This window comes from Colwellia sp. KS18-150, from assembly GCF_057551365.1.
On sequence record NZ_BAAJMC010000006.1, the window covers coordinates 1 to 17,605 of the forward strand.

The following is a 17,605-nucleotide window of genomic DNA, read 5'->3' on the forward strand; positions in this document are numbered from 1 at the left end:
TTCCAATATAAAGCTAGAACGTTTCTAATGAAGCTTGTTCTTTAGAAACCTATTATCATTTTCTTTATTAGGCGTCATACAACTATCGTATTTACCAAATAATGAATACCGATTTAGGGCTATCCGATCATAAAGCCAATTTCTTATTGCCGTTGGGATTATTTTGAATACGAATAATATGCGCCATGGGAATCCAAGCTTATTGACGACATTTAAAAATGCATCACTTTTATCAAAGTAGTGGTTACCTTCAACATACAACATGGTATCAAAATGATCCGTTGGCATATTAAAATGCGCTAGTATGCGCTGGCCTTCAGGAGATTGTACGCTACATAGTTTAAAACGCTGTCGGTTATCATATTTAATGATGAATTTGCTCCAAGCATTACAAAGCTTGCAGATACCATCAAATAAAATCACACAGTCATTTATATCAACGTTAGGAGGATACTTTTCGATAGTCATATCTTCTCCTTTCAGTGCTCATTTTTTATTTCGTCCTTTAATTCGACAAGTAAAATCAAACTAAAACCAATTAAGGCAATATTGGTGGTAACTGGGTTAAATGCTTCAATAAGAAGTTGAGGCTGCAATATTGCGACAAAACATAATAAGCCAGAAAGTCCGATAATGTTTAAGTAAACTATCATTTTATTGCGATAAAAAATGAAGAATAAAATTCCGAAAATAACCTCTCCTACACCCGCTGACTTAGTCACTAAATAAGAAAACTCGTTCGATAAACCAATGCTGGCAGTCATGGCTTTTTCTAATGGTGCAATATGAACAAGTTTTGGAAAAATCCCATGATATAACCAACTAAAGGAAATAATGAATCTTGCAATTTGTAGTGATGACAAGGTTGGCCTCTTTGTTTGTGATTTAAACTAATGATTTAAGTTGTTGGATTTGATTGAGGGCGTATTAGCATTATTAGAAATAGTATCAACATTCGCGATGTAAACATAACCAATCAAAACTAACCTCCTTTTAACCAACATCCTTTACTGCCCTTATCATACTTAGTGATTGATACAATGTCCGTAGCCTTTTATTATTTCTCGCTCTGTAAATTGATCTGGTATATATCAACACCAAAGCCATGAATACTTGATGATTTTAAAAATGAAAAGCCAGCTCTATGAGCAACTTTAATTGAAGGTACATTATTAGGGTCTATTAATGCGGAAATAGTTTTTCGTTTTAATGCTAACTTACAAAAATTAACCACTGCTACTGTTGCTTCCGATGCAAAACCTTTTCCTTGCTGTGAAATAGGTAATCGATAGCTAACGTGGAGCAAATCTTCACCTTCTACTGAATGGGAATTTAATCCGCATATGCCAACAAAATCATTCGTAGACTTTGAGAATATAGCCCATTGGCCATAGCCCTTAGAACTATATTGTTGTTGGCAATTAGCTATATATTTTTTTATATCTTCATCATCATGTACACCTACAATGGAGTACTTCATTATTTCTGGATCTGATAAAACTAGACGTAGCACTTCTGAATCTTTGTCAGTAATCTCACAAATAGTCAGCCTTTCAGTTTCCACAATACTCACAATGCACTCCTTAGAAAGTGATTAATGTTGCCCATAAAATTAATAGATTAAATTTGCTAAATAATTACTTTTCATCTGATTCATAAACATTATCTTTTAGTAAGTCCCGTAAGTCTTGAATATCACTTAATAAATAATTCACTAACTTAGAGTTAATTAACATTGGAGGTGTTTTTCCAGCAAAGTCTGTATGCATCTGAATGAAAAGCGAGCTTGATTTTGATGATAAAGACTTTAACTGGTAAGTTATAGTTGAGTTTGCTCGAATATACTTTGTATTCTCATAACCTTCTTCGTAAGGAGTTAATTTAATCGTAGCCAAACTATTGTGTTCATCTACTTGCCATATTGAACGAAATATAAAGTCTCTTTTCGTTAACGGCCAAGGCATTTTTACCACTGAGTAATAAACTCTATCGTTAGGCAATAGCTGTTTTATTATTTTGACACTATGGCAGTTCTTGATCCATTGCCAACATTTTTCATCATGATTAAATTGAGCTAGCAAACTTTTAAATGGCACATTAAATGTAACTTCTGCTTTTACTTGTAGATATTCTGAGTCGACAGCTTTGCGAGTATAAATGTTTATTGCTTCTTTTGAATGCTGTAATTTCCAAGAGGAAATTTCCACAGTATGACATTGGTAAGTTATTAAAAATAAAGTCCAAAAAGCAATATGCCTATTTATAAATATCATCTAAATTACAAAGTTCATTTAGCTCAATGAATCGCAAGACTATAATTTTCACTTTTCGTTGTACCCTTTTTCTATTCTGACCTTATCGAGCTTCGCATATAAGTGCTCTGTAAAAAAGCCATGCATTAAAAATCGCTGCCCTAAATTCCAAGGACCAACTAAGTATTGCGGGTATTTGTTATAAGCGTATTCAGTGATAGTAGTATCACCAATGATCTCTCCTACCCTAACTGCAATGGACTGGTCTAGATTGAAGCCATTAATTGCGTCACGGTATTCATCTTTTTTAAGTAATAAGCAAAATAGGCACATAAACAATGCATGCGAAGTTTCAAAATCTAAAATTTGGGTAGACTTTTTGTTAATAGAAAACTCTGCCATGTTAATTGGTTGCCAACTATGCCATTTGTATTCCTGATTCAGCGCATATGTTTTCGGCTGCTCTTTTTTACCTAACTTAATAAAGCAGTCAAACAGCTCTTGGTCATGATTAACAAATGTATCCATTAACATATCATTAATGGTTTTTGGATAAAGATTAACCCTATGATCATGCCCTGTATTTTCTGCTAAAAAGTTAAGGATATTAGATTCAGTCGCAAAATGTCGCAGAATAAGTAAGTTAGCTTCTGGGGATACAAAATACGTGCAAAACCAACAAATAGTTTTTTGCAAAAAATCATGTGCACTGAACTGAGGGAAAGGTAGACGTTTAATAAACCAAATAATATGCAGTAATATGGCAAAAAAGAACTGTAATAATGGCCTTAATACCCAGCGAAAGTTATTATTTAGATCTTGCATCCACAATTGTACTGCTTCATCTTCAATGGGTAGTGAGTCGTCGTTACTTATTGCTTGCAAGTAGGGACTAAAAGGCGGTTTACTCATTGTCTACCTCGGTTAATTGAACTTGATATAATTTCGCAACCACTTTGGCTGTTCTAATAATATCTTCAATGTTTTCAGGCGACGTGGCTACGCGATCAATAAGCTTATATAGATCAGTTAGATGATGTTCATCATTCTCGCCATGATAATCCATAAAGCTTGTTGCCGAGGTTTCAAATTGAAATTGCTCATTTACAAGCGCTGACCACTTAATTGCCATTTTATTGCCAAGGCCTTCAATAATCCACATGGCACCAATTAAATCAATGGGATTGGGCTGACTAGCGCGATACATTAAAAAACCATGTAAAGCTTCAGAGCCAATGTTTTTTTTAGCATCTTGAATAGTACTTAGTGTTCCACCAGCAGCAACATAATCAGCTTCAAGCAGTAAGTAATCTTTATGTTCTTCTGTGGCATGCGATATTACAATAGATCTTACATCAGCATAATGTCGGTCAAAGCTTGATGCACTACGGCTAATCCAACGTGATCCCTCAATAACCTGCTGGCGTAAATTAAGTAATAATTTTTGATAATCTTCAAGGCTGAGTCGCCCCTGTTCTAAACGTTTTATTATCGGAACTTGATTAACTTCAATATCGAAATTTAGCCACACAGTTAGCAGTGACTGTAAACAAGTTTGTCCTAACTTGGTTAATACCATATTGTCCATTATTAACTACCTGCTACTGTTAAGTGCATATATGCACAGTTAAAGCGTCCACTTTCGGGCACCATACAAAAAATAGTTTCACCCGCTTTAATGTCGTGCGTGTTAATAAACTCATCAAGCATGATAAAAATTGATGCGCAACCTGTATTACCTCTTTCATAAAGGTTGGTGTACCACTTTTCTTCAGGAATACTAGTCCCTGCAGTTTTAAGCATGTCAAAGATCTTGCTTTTAAAATACTTGGAAGAGAAATGACATAATACATGGTCTATTTTCTGTGTATTAACGTGACCTTGAGCAATAAGTTTTAAAAACCCTTGCACGCCAACCGCGACAATATTGTCCAATAACCTAACATCTTGACGTAACATCAAGGCACCCGCTTTTTCAGCTTCTGAATAGGTCTGATAGTCTTGCCAAGTTTTCTGCTCATCATTTTTTGCTTGCCCTACCGACATACAAACAGGGAAGGCATTGGCATGAGAGAAGCTTTTAATCCAATCAATGCGAATGCTTTTGGTATTAGGCCTTATTTGATTTTCTAATAACAAAGCACCTGCACCATCTGACAACATCCAACGTAAAAATTCGGCATTAAAATCTATATCATTATTAGATAATTGTTCATAACGTGAATTTTTAAATAAGCGTGACGTCAGCTCACTAGCGATCACTAAGGCATTATTGCTATCTTGACATTTTACATTATTGAAAGCTGTTTTCAGAGCCATCATGCTACTTGAACATATGCCATGACTAGTATGAAGCTCTACTTCTGATAAATTTAACGACGCTTGTACCATGCTACCAAATCCCGGTAATACCATATCACCTTGGCTTGTTGCACAACTGAGCATTTCAATTTTAGCAGGTGATATATAACTACCTTCAATACAGTTAATTCCTGCATTAGCTGCCATATCACTATTTGATATTTCGGTTTCTTGATGCTCATTAATGGCATAGTGTCGCTGTAATATGCCATTTGATTTCAAAATCTTCTTTTTCAACCGGCTTTCTTTGCCGTGAATTAAACCAAGTATGCCTTCAATCTCTTCATTATTAACAGCTTTTCCAGGTAGAAAATGCCCAGTACTATTGATATATACTTCCACTTAATTTCCTTTTTTTAAGTATGTTTTCAAACAACGTAAGTTTTCTTCAAAATATGGGAATACACACACCACTGCCATAAAGACTAAATAAAGCGGAATATAAGCAGAAGTGCCATGTGGTGTGTCTAATAATATTAATGACAAGCTACCAGCCCAATTAGCAGTAATAAGAAGGATAAAGACATCCCAATTAATAACAATAATAGAGATCAGCATATATAAGGGTAGTGAGCCAAGGTAAGTATGCGCATGCATTTCCCAGATAGATATTTCACGTCTAGGCGCCGCAAACCTTACATCCCAATGCGCCACTAATTCATGTGAAATCCAAGTAATAATGCAAATAAGTAGAATTAAGACATTCACGTAATAAATCAAACACAGCATTATGGGAATCGCCATTTGGATCCCCATAACCGAATGCATAAGTGACTCTTTAAGGCCTGACGTAACCTCTATTTTAGTGGCACGATGACAACACCAATCAACAAAGCCAGCTACCCCCCACAATGGAAGGAACACATAAAGCATTGCATTTATTAATAAATCAGATGTATCCATACTACCATTAACCTTATATTTTACTTTAGATACTACTTAATACATGTATGAAAAAATAGTAACTTTTCAAAGTGTACTTTTTCATAATTTGAATTGATTTTGTAAATATCTAAGTATATCTCCGTTCATTTTTTGGATCATAATGTCTAGAGCAGTTATTAACTTAGTGATTAATTACTTAAACATGCCCATCAACTGCTCTCCCTGTGATGACATTAACCAAGCGAGTGCGCCACAATTTACCATTACCGTTAACCAGAAAGTCATCCTGAATTCACGCTTTTGAGATTTATGCCGTAATGCTTGCTGGGCGATAGCGGCGCCGGGCCAACCGCCGGCTAACGACAATATGTGCAGGGTATTTTCAGATGTGCGCCATTTGCCATGTTTCGCTTTCGACTTATCAAAAGCGTAAGTAAAAAAGGTTAACATGCTCGCGATACAATAAACGAATAGTAAGTTTATAGGTAAACGTCCGAGAACAAATGCCACAAAAATCCCCGCCAAAAATAACAGGGATAAATATATTGAGAAATTACTTTTCGATTTTTGCTGTTTTTTAATAAGAACTTCGCCTGAAAAAGTCGCATTGGCTGCACAATGTCGGCCTTGCTTATCTTTGGTGGTAGAAAACGTGATTACATCGTTAATGCGTGGCATTCGGCTGCGATTTGAAAAGGCTGTTTTATGAATAAACACATGCTCGCTGCCGTCGTTAGGCGCAATAAAGCCAAAAGCTTTAGCGTCATTCCAATTAAGTAACCTTCCTTTTGAGCGCATAACACTAATCCATTAATGAGTCATTATTGCTTTGAATAAGTGTTATATAACCACACCTTTAACGACTTTTCAGTAAATTTTGTAAGAGCAAAATTAAACTACCGGCAATGAGCCCCCATAATACTGAGCTTAATCCCCATAAAGAGAGGTTTGAGGCCGTCACTAGTAAGGTAATGATTGCGGCCTCAGAAACCTTACTGTCGGTTAACGACTGTTTAATGCTATTGGTGATGGTAGATAACAGCGCTATGCCTGCTAATGCATAAATAAGTGCTGTAGGTAAGGCTGAAAATACTGTCATTAAATAGCCCGCGGAAATAGCCATCAGTAAATAAAAGATACCGCCAGCTATAGCCGCCCAATAACGCTGCTGCGGTTTTTCACTGACTTCGTCGCTCATGCAAATGGCTGCTGTTATGGCCGCTAAGTTAATGCCATAAGTACCAAAAGGCGCTGAAATTAGATTAACCAAACCTGTCACACTTAACACAGAAGAAACAGGCGCTTTATATAAATGAGCTTTAAGTACCGCTATGCCCGGTAAATTTTGTGCCGCCATAGTGACAATAAACAAAGGTAAACCAATACCTAGCATGCCGTTCACGGTAAAATTAGGTGAAATATAGGAAAACTCACTTAACTGCCATGATAATTCAACATTGGTGACTAAATCTAATTGCCAGGCAAACACGCCACTGATCACTAATACCCATAACATGGTAAATTTTGGGCTTATTAGTTTTGCTACTAGGTAAGTAACAAACATAGCCATAACCAGTATTGGCTGGTTATTCATTTGATTAAATACATCAATACCGAAGTTAATCAATATACCGGCAAGCATGGCTGAAGCGAGTTGCAGTGGTAATTTATCTACTAATTTTTCAAACCAACCCGATATGCCACAAATAAAAATGAGTAACGCAGAAAACATAAATCCAGCGACGGCTTCATTCAAACTAAAGCCTTGGCTGTTAGCAATAAGTAATGCTGCCCCCGGTGTAGACCAAGCAATAAGTATTGGCACGCGATGATACAAGGATAAGCCGATGGAAGTGAGCCCCATCGATAACCCCAGTGCCAACACCCAACTGGCAGCAAGGTTAACATCGCCCCCTAAGTTAATAACTGTTTGATAAATTAAGGCGATGGAGCTGGCAAAACCAACTATTACGGCAACTAAGCCGGCAACAGTCGCGCTAATAATACGATTGACTAACAATACCTATGCTCCCATAATAGTTTTTCTCTGTGCGTTATAGCGCACAATTTATCACTGTATGTTATAACGCACAAGGTAATATGAACAAGAGCATTATGAATGCGACTATTGGTAGTCAGCTTAAATCGGCTAGAAAACTTAAAGGCTGGAGCCTTGATACCGCCAGTCAATTTACTCACGTATCAAAAGCCATGTTAGGTCAAATAGAGCGCGGTGAATCAAGCCCTACGGTGGCAAAGCTGTGGGATATTGCCAATGGTTTTGAATACCCACTAAGTTACTTTTTGGGTGAAGCCGCCACACACAACACGACTCAAACCACGCTTGCATCAGAACAAGGAATTAGTATCACTACCCTATTTCCTTTTAATTCTGAAACACGTCTGGAAGTGTTTTCGCTATGTTTATCTGCTGAGCATCAGCATATGTCGACGCCTCACAATAAAGGCGTGATAGAACACATTTTAGTGATTGAGGGCGAAATGGAATATTTTTACCATGATAAATGGCATAAATTAGCGACAGGAGAGTCGGCAAAATTTACGGCGAATAAAACGCACGGCTACCGTAACCCATCAAAGAAGCCAGCAATTTTTCATAATATTATTTGCTATACCGAGCAAAACAGTAAGTAATTCATATTTTAGCTGTAACTAAGCTATTTGAGTTTATTTCGTATGCGGCTTAGCGCTATTGGCGTGATGCCAATATGTGAGGCGATCATTTTAAGCGGAATAATATCTCTTAACTGCGGGTTTTGGTCTAAAAAGGTTAAATATCGTTGCTCCGCACTTTGTTGAACAAAGGCGTATTCGCGCTCTTCCTTTTTAATAAACATGTTTTCAAGTAAACGATTATAGGCTGACATAAAACCGGGCTGTGATTTCATTTGTTGATAAAACACCTGCCAGTCAAATTCCAAACAAATAACATCATCTAAGGCTTCAATGCTAAACAAGGTATCAACATTTTTGGTCATTGCTCTTGTCGAGCCACTAACACTAGGAGCACAGGCAAAAGACTGAGTAAACTCTTTACCCTCAGGAGAAACACTTAAATAGCGAACAATCCCTTTGACGAGAAAAAAGAGCTTAGGTGCCGGTTGCCCTTGGCTGATTAGCTGCTGACCTTTTTGATAATGTTTGAGCTTAGCCTTAAGACCAAACTTCTCGAAATTAGCGCTATCAATACTAAGGTTAATACCTGAAAAGTATTGAACGAAGTCTTCCATATGTTTTTGCAGGCTCATGCGCTGTTAATATCCATTTATTTCGTTATGTATCGCCAAAGATAATTACTGAGGTTTTGAAGAGATCAAATATAGTGCGAATAAGGTTAACATTAATCCCGGTAATGCGCTGAATAATTGCGTTAACTCTGCTACACCTTGCGGTACAACAACCAAAGAAGGAATAAGATAAGTAAAGCCTAAGAGGCGATTGGGACCAACTTTTTTTACCAAATACTGCTGTAAAAAAAAGGTCGCAATAGTGGTAAATACCGTTAAATATAACAAGATCTTCCAAAATTTAGTTTGTTGCCACGTAATAGTATCTACCTCGCCAAACAGCAGTAAAAGCGGTAGTAAAATCACACTCCCTAATAGCATGATATAAAACGCCCCTAGCATTGGCGGTACATTAACAGCCCACTTTTTTATCAAGCTCACATGGATAGCCAAGCAGCAGCAAGCAACTAAAAATATGCTGTCGCCTAGTCGCCACTCTGTTATGGAAAGTGTTTCTTGGTTAAAGGCCTGTAACACCCATATTGCGCCTAGTGTGCCAATGAAAAACCCTGTTATTTGTTTACCCGAAGTCACAAGGTTTAAACCCAAATAAGTAATAGCAACACTCAGCAACGGCAGCAAGGTATAAATAACTGAGGTACGCTTAGCATCGGTGGTTTTAAGCGCCTCAAATAATCCGATAAAGAACAACACTAAAAAGACACTAATGAGGCTGTAATGAAATAATGTTTTTCTGTTCAGCTGTTTAACAAATGTCATGCCGACAAAAGGTGCCATCAACAATGTTGCCAATATAAATCTGAGCGCAGTACTGGCAACAGGATTTACAAAAGGAAGTAAATACTCTGAAACAACAAATGAAGATGCCATTAAACTCACCCACACCAGTAAAATGAGATTATCCCCAAGTGTTGATTGCATTGATTGCTTTCTCGTTTTTATGCTGCTTTAGCAGTGACAAACTTATGAAATAAAAACTCTGAAATAGCGATATCAATGTCGAGTTGGTATACCTCAGTTAATAATTGATGTAATTGCGCAATACTGATGATTTTAGTGGTTTGAGTAACGCCCTCTTTTATATGGTGATATTCGTTATTGCGTAATGATTTAATTTCATTAAAAAACTTACGGCAAATCACTAAATTATTAACAAAAGCGGCGTTAGGATGTTGATGCGAATAGAAATGCCCTAATACACAATCGGCTTCGCTGTAGTAATGTAAATCAAAAGTATAAAGAGTAAAGAATTCATCATCTTTAAACACTTGATAGCAATAATCACCTCGTTTATTTTTGATAATGCGGTATTGAGCATCACCTTGCTCTTGTATTACCCCAAGCGCTATTTTTACTGGAAAACGAGCGCCTAAGTGACCAAAACCAGCATCAACAATATAGTCTTCACCTGCTAAGGTAAGCAGTGTCACTCGGTGGGTTCTCGCAACGTCTATGTCTTGATTGTAGATAACTTTTGAGAGTAATAAACGCACGTTAAATTTAAGCTCAGACAAGACAGTGAAAACCAATTTATTATGCTCAAAGCAGTAACCACCACGGTGTCTGGTAACTATTTTATTAAAAAGCGATTCGGCATCTAATGGCAGCTCTTGCCCTAATACTACTGCCAAATTATTAAAACTATATTGGGCAATATGCTTACTTTGCAGTTCATTTAAAAAATCTATGCTGGTCGGCTGCTCTTGAAGATTTAGATCGGCTATATATTGCTGAGCTATTTGGGCTGTGTCCATGTTATTAGTCCTTTATGATTTTGAAGTACTTGATGAATAACTACAGCTTTATGGAGAAAGTTTGCGGGGTAATTAACCTAGGTTTAGTGCAGACAATTTTTATTAAAATAATATTTAATTAATTGAAATAAAATGTTCAGAAGCCAGAAACAGCAAACGAGTGTTATGGCTTCTAACATATTTATTCCTTCATAACCTCGCAGCGGTAACCACTAAAACTGATAGCTTATGCCCGTATTTAAGGTATAGGTATCTAAATCGCCCATATCAAATACCTCATAACCAACCTCCATGCCTAGACCAAAATCCCATCGATATTGCCAACCTGCTGATAAATATAAGCCCGTGCCAGAGTCGTCTGCTACAAGTCTGTTTTTTCTATACATATCATAGTCATATTTCTGTACGCCCACTTTAGTAAATAAACTATTACGTTTAGATAATGGCAAGGTGCCTTTCACTGCAGCAACTAAGTTTCGATAATCTACTTCATCAATACCTTGACCAAATAAATTATTATTCGTGTTTGAGCAATGCCAATCGTTATCAGAAACTTCGTTACATTCCCAATCATCAACATCAGTCCCTACATTCAAACCAACTTCAAGAGAGAAGTAGTTGTTTATGGCATAATTGTAATAGCTATAAAGCTGTACTACTCCATTATCCTTACTGTTAGAGCCCTTGTATTCCACACCACCCGCAGCTAGGTGTGTACCAAAGCTATGTTTCTTAATATTATTGTTATCATCTGTGAATGCCTGCACATTACAGCTAACCGTTATCAACAATAATAAACCCGTAGTTTGCCTAGTAAATATATTCATTTGTTCCTCTTAATATAATCAAGTGTCCTTTCTTGTGATTAAAAGTAAATCAACGCGCATGGTAAAGCTGTGTCTGTAGTGTTTAAAAAATGTCAGAAACTGTAAGGAAGGCGTCAGGTAAATATTTTATTGAAAACTGAGTAGGCATCTAATACAGCTCTTGCCTTAACACTACCGACAATTATTAACGCTATCGTGAGCAATACACGTGCTTTGCCGCTTAATTGAGAAAGTTAATTGGGTATTTTAGCAATATTGTTCTAGGCTGATTAAACAACAGACAAAAAATATCAGAAGGATTTGAATATGTTTGGCTTTTGGCGTTTCAAAGAAATTAATCACGACAACTATCAATTACTGACTTCTGAATTTAATTTTTTGTTAGTGGCTTTATCAATTGTTGTTGCCATATTCGCGGCCTATTCGGCTTTAGTTACACTCGATAGAGTCAGGGCTTCAAATAATAAAAAAATTATAGATTTCTGGTTGGTTTTTGGCAGTTTTGTCATGGGTATTGGTGTCTGGGCTATGCATTATACTGGCATGCTCGCATATAAAATGCCGATACCAATGTCATTTAGTCCTTTAATCACAACACTTTCAGTTTTACCTATTTGCATCGGCTCCTATATAACCCTACGAAAGATCGCTAACAATAAGTTAGACTTTTTAACGATTCAATTATCTGCACTTTCTTTAGCGCTAGCCATTGGTGCAATGCATTTTATTGGAATGGAAGCGATGCTGTCTGATGCCATAATGCAATATGATTTAAGCTTGTTTGTGTTATCCATCATAGTTGCGCATATTTTAGCTACCGGAACACTCTACCTCATCGTTCTTGAAACCAAATTAACTAAAAAGCGATTTGCAATACGCGCGCTTTGTGCTGTTTTCATGGGGGGAGCCGTTTCTAGCATGCACTACATCGCCATGGTGTCGGTTTCTTTTCAGCTGCCTCTTGATATACCTATACCAACGGGGCATTCAGCTCATGACTCATTAATTATCCCCGTTGCAATTGCAGGTATTATCTCTGTACTTGTTGTGAGCACAATCTTGTGTGCATTAATTGACAAACGTTTACAAGCCGCTGAGCTTTCCGTTAAGGAAAGTAAAATTAGAGAAAATGATATTGTAGAGCATTTGCCTGATGGCTTATTAGTTATAGACACTAAAGGGAAGATTGTATCAGCCAACACTGCTGCTCAAGTAATGTTTAACTTATCGAGTACTGCAATAAAAGAGCTTCAAATTGAACAACTTGTGCCCGCAGTTACCTACTCACAGTTAGTCGATGATGTCGTATTGTTTGATCATGTTTTTTTAGGGCAAACCATCGTCATTGAAGGGCTCAAAAAAAACGGTGAAACCTTCCCTATAGAAGCCCACTTTTCAAAAATGACTTTAGTTATCGATTTTCAAGTGATGTTTAGCTGCGTAATGCGAGACATAACCGAACGTATGCAACTAGAAAAACAATTAGGGCAAGCAAATAAGTTAGAGTCTATTGGTCAACTTGCAGCCGGTATCGCACATGAAATAAATACCCCTACCCAATATGTGACTGACAATACCACGTTTTTAGAAAGCGCATTTGCCAGTTGTGTTGAAGTAATTGAGCTTTATCAAAAAACCTATAACAAACCAATAAAAGAGATTAGTGAACAGGAAGTTCAAGCTCTCGCCAAGTTGGTTGATGAAACGGATATTGAGTTTATATTAGAGGAAGTGCCTTCAGCTATCTCACAATCGCTAGAAGGGTTGCATCGAATTGCAACGATAGTCAAAGCAATGAAGTCATTTTCGCATCCCAGCAAAGGAGAAATGGAGCTTACTAGTATTCCTGAGGCGATCGAAACAACAATTACAGTAGCCCGTAATGAGTGGCGATATATAGCAACATTAGAGACAAAGTTTGATGATGAATTGCCACAGATTATGTGTATCAGAGATGAATTAAATCAAGTATTCCTAAATATCATCGTTAATGCCGCGCATGCGATTCAAGATAAGCATAAAGCCCCAGATCAACCAAATGGAAAGATACACATAGCAGCATTTCAACAAGGCGATAACGTTATTATTGAAATAAATGATAATGGCTCGGGAATGCCTGACGAAGTTATTGAACGAATTTTTGATCCATTTTTTACCACAAAAGGTGTCGGTAAAGGGACAGGCCAAGGTCTTAGCTTAGCCTACTCAGTAATTGTAGACCGTCACCAAGGGACAATTAAAGCAAGATCTGTTCTTGGTGAAGGGACATATTTTATTATTTCATTGCCTATAAACAACAAACCATCCGTCGAAGAAATACCCGAAGAGTTAGAAGAAGGAACATTAATATGAGAGTAATGTTTGTCGATGACGAAATTATGATTCTTAATGGCTTAAAGCGCGCTTTATTTAGAAATAAGTGGACACTTGTTTTTGCTGATAGTGGTGATAAAGCATTAAAGAAGTTAGCGCTTGCGCCTGTTGACTTCATTGTAACCGACATGTTGATGCCGGGTATGAATGGTGCGGAATTTTTAGAGAAAGTTTCAACTTTATACCCACAAATTGTGCGAATAGTGCTGTCTGGCCACTCAGACAAGGAGGCAGCAAAAAGAGCAAGCTTTGTTGCCCATCAATGGTTTAATAAACCATGTCAGCCAGAAATGCTAGAGAAGGTTTTAAATCATATTAACGTAATTAAAAATGCTTTACCTGATCCTAATGTTCAAGAGGTTGTAGGGAAAATAAAAACATTACCTTCACCTCCCAAAGTTTACATGCGCTTGAGTGCCTCCTTACAAGATAAATCGGTAGACATGCAAAAGGTTGCTCAAATTATTGCTGATGAACCCTCACTCGTCGCAAAAATATTACAGCTAACCAACACCTCCTTTTTTTCAAACGGAAAACAAGTTGAAAGCTTAACAGAAGCAATTACCCGCCTTGGTGTGGAGTTGGTGTGTAGTATTGTCATCGCCGCCGAAACTTATTCTAAAATAGAAGAAATCCCTGGTTACTCTATTGCCGATGAACAAAAACATTGTTTGTCTACTGCTCGCTTAGCTGCTTCCATGGTTGAACCTTCACTTAGGCAAGAAACCATATTAGTCGGTTTATTACACAATATTGGCAAGTTTATTCTGTACGAAGTATCACCTGAAGCTATGGCTAGTTATATTAAACAAAGGGTTATTGGTGAGGATAATATTGAACTGGAACAAAGCCTATTTAATGCTGACCATACTCAACTAGCAGGGTATTTGCTACATTTGTGGAATTTTTCATACAACCTTATTGAGAATATTATCTTGCATCACCAACCACTTAAGCTTACAGAGAATACCTTTGGCTCAGGAGCGGCAGTTTATGTCGCCAGTAGGTTACTAAGACAGAAACCTATAGATGAAAGCTATATTAAACACTTTAATTTAGATAAAAAATTAGAAGTTTGGCAAGACAAAGCTATGGATTATTGTTGATAACGATACTTACGAACATCGTCACTCATGTTCTATTTGCGTACTAACAGTGACCTGTAAACCTTTACTTAATGCACCGTTTTCAATGCAATGAGATAATATCCTTCGCAAAGGCTCTGATATTTCCTGCCCTTTAGAAATAACTAGCAAGCCTGCTTCTGTGCAAATATCCTCTTGTACAACCATGCTATCTGTTAAATCAGCTAAATTAACTAATTCTTGGATATTTTCAATATTTGAATCTATTGAGCGTTTAAAAGCTGCCAATATTTTAGGATCATAATATTGGCTTTGTTCACTAAGCTTCATACTCGCTTGTATTGCTGTTGCTCCATTATTTTTATGTCGTAAAAAATCGAGTACTACTTTTAACATCCTCGCCCCGTAAGGGATTTCTTCACCTTTCACATCATCGTGTGGAATGCCTTCACCGTTATAGCATTTCTCTTGATATAAAATGGTCTGAGCTATATTGCTCATTCTTGGAATTTTTCGTATAAGATCGGACGCTAAGCATGGATGACGTTCTATCATTTGGCGCTGCTGCAGCGATAACGTACCTGAGTTCTGGCTTAAGTCTGAATCGGGAAACATGACACAGCCTAGTTGAGATAATTGGATCATGGGTTCAAAACTCCAATTAATAGGCATTTTTAACTCATTAGCTAATTTCATCATGTATTTTTTTATTTGAACCGTGTGCGAGAACACGGTGGGATTTACGATAGTTAGCACTTCTGCTAAAACGTTAATTGTACCTTTTAAGGTTTTATTTAATAAAACCTTCTCTGCAATAATTAAATTATACTGCTCAATGCCTGCTTCAATCGCCAAACATAAGTTTTCATGTGAACAAGGCTTGTTGATAAAGCGAAAAATATCGCCAATATTTAAGGCATCAATCGCCGTTTTTTGGTCCGCATTACCTGTTAACATCATTCGCACAGTATTGGGCGCTTTTACTTTTATTTGTTGTAATAATTCTATGCCATTCATTAACGGCATTTGCATATCAGTGATGATGACAGCGTACTTGTGCTTTTTCATCAATGTTAAGCCGTCGGCACCGCTTTGCGCGACATCAAATTTAAATTTATTCCTTAAGTTCCTGCGATAAGAGTTAAGAATATTAACTTCATCGTCAACGAGTAAAATTCGATTATTCATTGCTTATCGAACCCACATTGATTTTTGCAAAATTTGAAATAACGCATTGAAACTCCTTTTCAACTAGGGTCTAGCTTTGCTATTGAATAGATTGATAAAATAAGTTTATGCCGTAAGTTTGATTTGCGCCAATTAAATTACTTATATAGCTAATTATGCTGATTGAGTAGCTATACCTTCGTTGACAATCTACCAATGTTACTTTGAAAAAAATCTAAAAATATTCTAGTTTTAATGGGGATATCTCGGCTGTGGTACAACACACTTAACTGTTGAGCTACTGGTGCTTTAGTAAGTTTTATTCGCTGTAAATCACAGTACTTGTCTTGAAATTCATCACTGCTGTTTTGACAAATATAATTAGGAAATTTTGCTAACCCTAAACCTTGTTTGGTTGCTTCAAGTCGCATCTCAGGGCTAGAAAGAATAATTCTGCCGTGCATTGGCACTGTTTGTACGTTATTTTTATCTCGAAATAACCATTGCTGATTTGGCTCACTCAGTATCGCCGCTTCGTTTTGTAAATCTTCTGGATTTTTCAAATGTGAAATTTTCGTATCTTTCGCAGCAAACACAGATTGTGGAAAGTTAAGTAAGGTTTTTGACACCCATGAAGACTCTGGTAGTTGGCTTTCATGTAGCACGAAGGTTAAGTCATATTGATAATCCACTTCAGGAATAGCGCCTGAGTAATGACTACAATTCAAGCTGATTTTAGGATATATCTGTGCAAAATCGGTGATCAGATCGCTAATTATTTTATTAAAAAACTCTAGTGGTAAGAGAATAGTTAACCGACCTTTTGGCTCATTGATCAGCGCACCAACGTCTTCTTCAATTTGATTCAATGCCTCTATATGAGGTTTGCACGACTGATAAAGTAAGCGCCCACTTTCAGTTAACTGTTGATTTCTGGTAGTTCTAATTAGGAGTTGGCTACCAATTTGCTTTTCAAGATCAACTAAGTGCCTGCTAATTTTCGACTTTGGAATATGCAGTTTTTTAGCCGCTAGCGTAAAGCTGCCAGACTCGACTAAGGTGACGAACAGTAATAAATCATCCAGTTTAGTGATACTCATTATTGTTATCGCTCGCTATAGTTTTTTGATTTCAAAAACTTATCATTGTTTCATAAATAGAACAATGATTTCTATTAACCCCATCTAATCAATAAAAACAATTACCCTATACTGGCGCTCAGATAGAAACTTATTAACACTTTTAATCACACAATAGGAAAGCACATGAGCAATGTAGCCGTAGTAAATAGCAATGAATTTTCACAAGAAGTAGAAAATCATCAAGGTAAAGTATTAGTCGACTTTTATGCTGATTGGTGTGGACCATGTAAAGCAATCGCCCCCGTTATTGAGCAAATATCTCAAGACAATGACGAATTAAAAGTCGTTAAAGTGGATGCTGATAACGCTCAAGAATTGATGGTTAAGTATGGCATTAGAGGTATTCCGACACTGTTATTATTTAATGATGGCGAAGTTATTGATACTAAGGTTGGCGCGGCATCACTCTCTCAAATAAAAGAGTTTGTTAGTTAAAACTCATCAAAAAAGCCAGAGTGAAAGTTTCACTCTGGCTTTTTATATTATTTAA

Annotated in this window: 20 protein-coding genes; 4 read left to right on the forward strand and 16 right to left on the reverse strand. The window is 36.9% G+C overall.

Annotation, left to right across the window (positions count from 1 at the left end; genetic code table 11):
• Window positions 1–24: 24 nt before the first annotated feature.
• The 10 genes from AC27IF_RS09815 to AC27IF_RS09860 form a co-directional block, all read right to left on the reverse strand.
• Window positions 25–468: a thiol-disulfide oxidoreductase DCC family protein gene (locus AC27IF_RS09815; RefSeq protein ID WP_487054030.1), complete on the reverse strand. Its 444-nt coding sequence runs from the start codon at window positions 466–468 to the stop codon at window positions 25–27.
• A gap of 11 nt (window positions 469–479) precedes the next feature.
• Window positions 480–863: a DoxX-like family protein gene (locus AC27IF_RS09820; RefSeq protein ID WP_487054032.1), complete on the reverse strand. Its 384-nt coding sequence runs from the start codon at window positions 861–863 to the stop codon at window positions 480–482.
• 194 nt (window positions 864–1,057) lie between these two features.
• Window positions 1,058–1,573 carry a GNAT family N-acetyltransferase gene (locus tag AC27IF_RS09825; protein ID WP_487054034.1) on the reverse strand — a complete coding sequence of 172 codons (516 nt, stop codon included), beginning with the start codon at window positions 1,571–1,573 and terminating at the stop codon, window positions 1,058–1,060.
• 64 nt (window positions 1,574–1,637) lie between these two features.
• Entirely contained in the window at window positions 1,638–2,207 is a 570-nt protein-coding gene (locus AC27IF_RS09830) for an START domain-containing protein (RefSeq protein ID WP_487054035.1), read from the reverse strand.
• Between the two features lie 114 nt (window positions 2,208–2,321).
• Window positions 2,322–3,164, reverse strand: a complete 843-nt coding sequence (locus AC27IF_RS09835) for a DUF6999 family protein (protein WP_487054037.1) — start codon at window positions 3,162–3,164, stop codon at window positions 2,322–2,324.
• Window positions 3,157–3,840 carry an iron-containing redox enzyme family protein gene (locus tag AC27IF_RS09840; protein WP_487054039.1) on the reverse strand — a complete coding sequence of 228 codons (684 nt, stop codon included), beginning with the start codon at window positions 3,838–3,840 and terminating at the stop codon, window positions 3,157–3,159. Before AC27IF_RS09840 ends, AC27IF_RS09835 begins: the two co-directional genes overlap by 8 nt.
• Before the next feature lie 2 nt (window positions 3,841–3,842).
• Entirely contained in the window at window positions 3,843–4,955 is a 1,113-nt protein-coding gene (locus AC27IF_RS09845; RefSeq protein ID WP_487054041.1) for a beta-ketoacyl-ACP synthase III, read from the reverse strand.
• A complete protein-coding gene (locus AC27IF_RS09850; RefSeq protein ID WP_487054043.1) occupies window positions 4,956–5,516 on the reverse strand; it encodes a diguanylate cyclase in 561 nt (186 codons plus the stop codon). It abuts the gene before it with no gap.
• A 174-nt stretch (window positions 5,517–5,690) separates the two neighbouring features.
• Window positions 5,691–6,296 carry a DUF1294 domain-containing protein gene (locus AC27IF_RS09855; RefSeq protein WP_487054045.1) on the reverse strand — a complete coding sequence of 202 codons (606 nt, stop codon included), beginning with the start codon at window positions 6,294–6,296 and terminating at the stop codon, window positions 5,691–5,693.
• 58 nt (window positions 6,297–6,354) lie between these two features.
• Window positions 6,355–7,518, reverse strand: coding sequence for a benzoate/H(+) symporter BenE family transporter (locus tag AC27IF_RS09860; protein WP_487054047.1), 1,164 nt, complete (start codon window positions 7,516–7,518; stop codon window positions 6,355–6,357).
• 80 nt (window positions 7,519–7,598) lie between these two features.
• Here AC27IF_RS09860 and AC27IF_RS09865 point away from each other — a divergent pair, with 80 nt between their 5' ends.
• Window positions 7,599–8,153, forward strand: a complete 555-nt coding sequence (locus tag AC27IF_RS09865; RefSeq protein ID WP_487054049.1) for a helix-turn-helix domain-containing protein — start codon at window positions 7,599–7,601, stop codon at window positions 8,151–8,153.
• A gap of 23 nt (window positions 8,154–8,176) precedes the next feature.
• Here AC27IF_RS09865 and AC27IF_RS09870 read toward each other — a convergent pair whose 3' ends face one another.
• From AC27IF_RS09870 to AC27IF_RS09885, 4 genes are all read right to left on the reverse strand, one after another.
• A complete protein-coding gene (locus AC27IF_RS09870; RefSeq protein WP_487054051.1) occupies window positions 8,177–8,767 on the reverse strand; it encodes a Crp/Fnr family transcriptional regulator in 591 nt (196 codons plus the stop codon).
• A gap of 45 nt (window positions 8,768–8,812) precedes the next feature.
• Window positions 8,813–9,688 (reverse strand): DMT family transporter, encoded by an 876-nt coding sequence (locus AC27IF_RS09875; protein ID WP_487054053.1) that lies wholly within the window; start codon window positions 9,686–9,688, stop codon window positions 8,813–8,815.
• A gap of 17 nt (window positions 9,689–9,705) precedes the next feature.
• Entirely contained in the window at window positions 9,706–10,521 is an 816-nt protein-coding gene (locus tag AC27IF_RS09880; protein WP_487054055.1) for an arylamine N-acetyltransferase family protein, read from the reverse strand.
• A 212-nt stretch (window positions 10,522–10,733) separates the two neighbouring features.
• Window positions 10,734–11,348, reverse strand: a complete 615-nt coding sequence (locus AC27IF_RS09885) for an outer membrane beta-barrel protein (protein WP_487054057.1) — start codon at window positions 11,346–11,348, stop codon at window positions 10,734–10,736.
• Window positions 11,349–11,654: 306 nt separating this feature from the next.
• Here AC27IF_RS09885 and AC27IF_RS09890 point away from each other — a divergent pair, with 306 nt between their 5' ends.
• Window positions 11,655–13,700: an MHYT domain-containing protein gene (locus AC27IF_RS09890; RefSeq protein WP_487054059.1), complete on the forward strand. Its 2,046-nt coding sequence runs from the start codon at window positions 11,655–11,657 to the stop codon at window positions 13,698–13,700.
• Window positions 13,697–14,827 carry an HDOD domain-containing protein gene (locus tag AC27IF_RS09895; protein ID WP_487054061.1) on the forward strand — a complete coding sequence of 377 codons (1,131 nt, stop codon included), beginning with the start codon at window positions 13,697–13,699 and terminating at the stop codon, window positions 14,825–14,827. Before AC27IF_RS09890 ends, AC27IF_RS09895 begins: the two co-directional genes overlap by 4 nt.
• Before the next feature lie 21 nt (window positions 14,828–14,848).
• On the opposite strand, the gene AC27IF_RS09900 is transcribed toward AC27IF_RS09895, so the two are convergent.
• Both AC27IF_RS09900 and AC27IF_RS09905 read right to left on the reverse strand, forming a co-directional pair.
• Window positions 14,849–15,994 carry an HD domain-containing phosphohydrolase gene (locus tag AC27IF_RS09900; RefSeq protein WP_487054063.1) on the reverse strand — a complete coding sequence of 382 codons (1,146 nt, stop codon included), beginning with the start codon at window positions 15,992–15,994 and terminating at the stop codon, window positions 14,849–14,851.
• Between the two features lie 170 nt (window positions 15,995–16,164).
• Window positions 16,165–17,073 (reverse strand): LysR family transcriptional regulator, encoded by a 909-nt coding sequence (locus tag AC27IF_RS09905; RefSeq protein ID WP_487054065.1) that lies wholly within the window; start codon window positions 17,071–17,073, stop codon window positions 16,165–16,167.
• 165 nt (window positions 17,074–17,238) lie between these two features.
• On the opposite strand from AC27IF_RS09905, the gene trxA reads away from it, so the two are divergent.
• Window positions 17,239–17,550: a thioredoxin gene (gene trxA / locus AC27IF_RS09910; RefSeq protein WP_487054066.1), complete on the forward strand. Its 312-nt coding sequence runs from the start codon at window positions 17,239–17,241 to the stop codon at window positions 17,548–17,550.
• The last annotated feature ends 55 nt before the right edge of the window (window positions 17,551–17,605 follow it).

Bases quoted from the DNA above. Each gene is read 5' to 3' on its own strand.
- AC27IF_RS09835 (WP_487054037.1), bottom strand. From the start codon at position 3,164: ATGAGTAAACCGCCTTTTAGTCCCTACTTGCAAGCAATAAGTAACGAC.
- AC27IF_RS09900 (WP_487054063.1), bottom strand. From the start codon at position 15,994: ATGAATAATCGAATTTTACTCGTTGACGATGAAGTTAATATTCTTAAC.
- AC27IF_RS09865 (WP_487054049.1), top strand. From the start codon at position 7,599: ATGAACAAGAGCATTATGAATGCGACTATTGGTAGTCAGCTTAAATCG.
- AC27IF_RS09855 (WP_487054045.1), bottom strand. From the start codon at position 6,296: ATGCGCTCAAAAGGAAGGTTACTTAATTGGAATGACGCTAAAGCTTTT.
- AC27IF_RS09870 (WP_487054051.1), bottom strand. From the start codon at position 8,767: ATGAGCCTGCAAAAACATATGGAAGACTTCGTTCAATACTTTTCAGGT.
- AC27IF_RS09885 (WP_487054057.1), bottom strand. From the start codon at position 11,348: ATGAATATATTTACTAGGCAAACTACGGGTTTATTATTGTTGATAACG.
- AC27IF_RS09875 (WP_487054053.1), bottom strand. From the start codon at position 9,688: ATGCAATCAACACTTGGGGATAATCTCATTTTACTGGTGTGGGTGAGT.
- AC27IF_RS09840 (WP_487054039.1), bottom strand. From the start codon at position 3,840: ATGGACAATATGGTATTAACCAAGTTAGGACAAACTTGTTTACAGTCA.
- AC27IF_RS09850 (WP_487054043.1), bottom strand. From the start codon at position 5,516: ATGGATACATCTGATTTATTAATAAATGCAATGCTTTATGTGTTCCTT.
- AC27IF_RS09880 (WP_487054055.1), bottom strand. From the start codon at position 10,521: ATGGACACAGCCCAAATAGCTCAGCAATATATAGCCGATCTAAATCTT.
- AC27IF_RS09890 (WP_487054059.1), top strand. From the start codon at position 11,655: ATGTTTGGCTTTTGGCGTTTCAAAGAAATTAATCACGACAACTATCAA.
- AC27IF_RS09895 (WP_487054061.1), top strand. From the start codon at position 13,697: ATGAGAGTAATGTTTGTCGATGACGAAATTATGATTCTTAATGGCTTA.
- trxA (WP_487054066.1), top strand. From the start codon at position 17,239: ATGAGCAATGTAGCCGTAGTAAATAGCAATGAATTTTCACAAGAAGTA.
- AC27IF_RS09815 (WP_487054030.1), bottom strand. From the start codon at position 468: ATGACTATCGAAAAGTATCCTCCTAACGTTGATATAAATGACTGTGTG.
- AC27IF_RS09905 (WP_487054065.1), bottom strand. From the start codon at position 17,073: ATGAGTATCACTAAACTGGATGATTTATTACTGTTCGTCACCTTAGTC.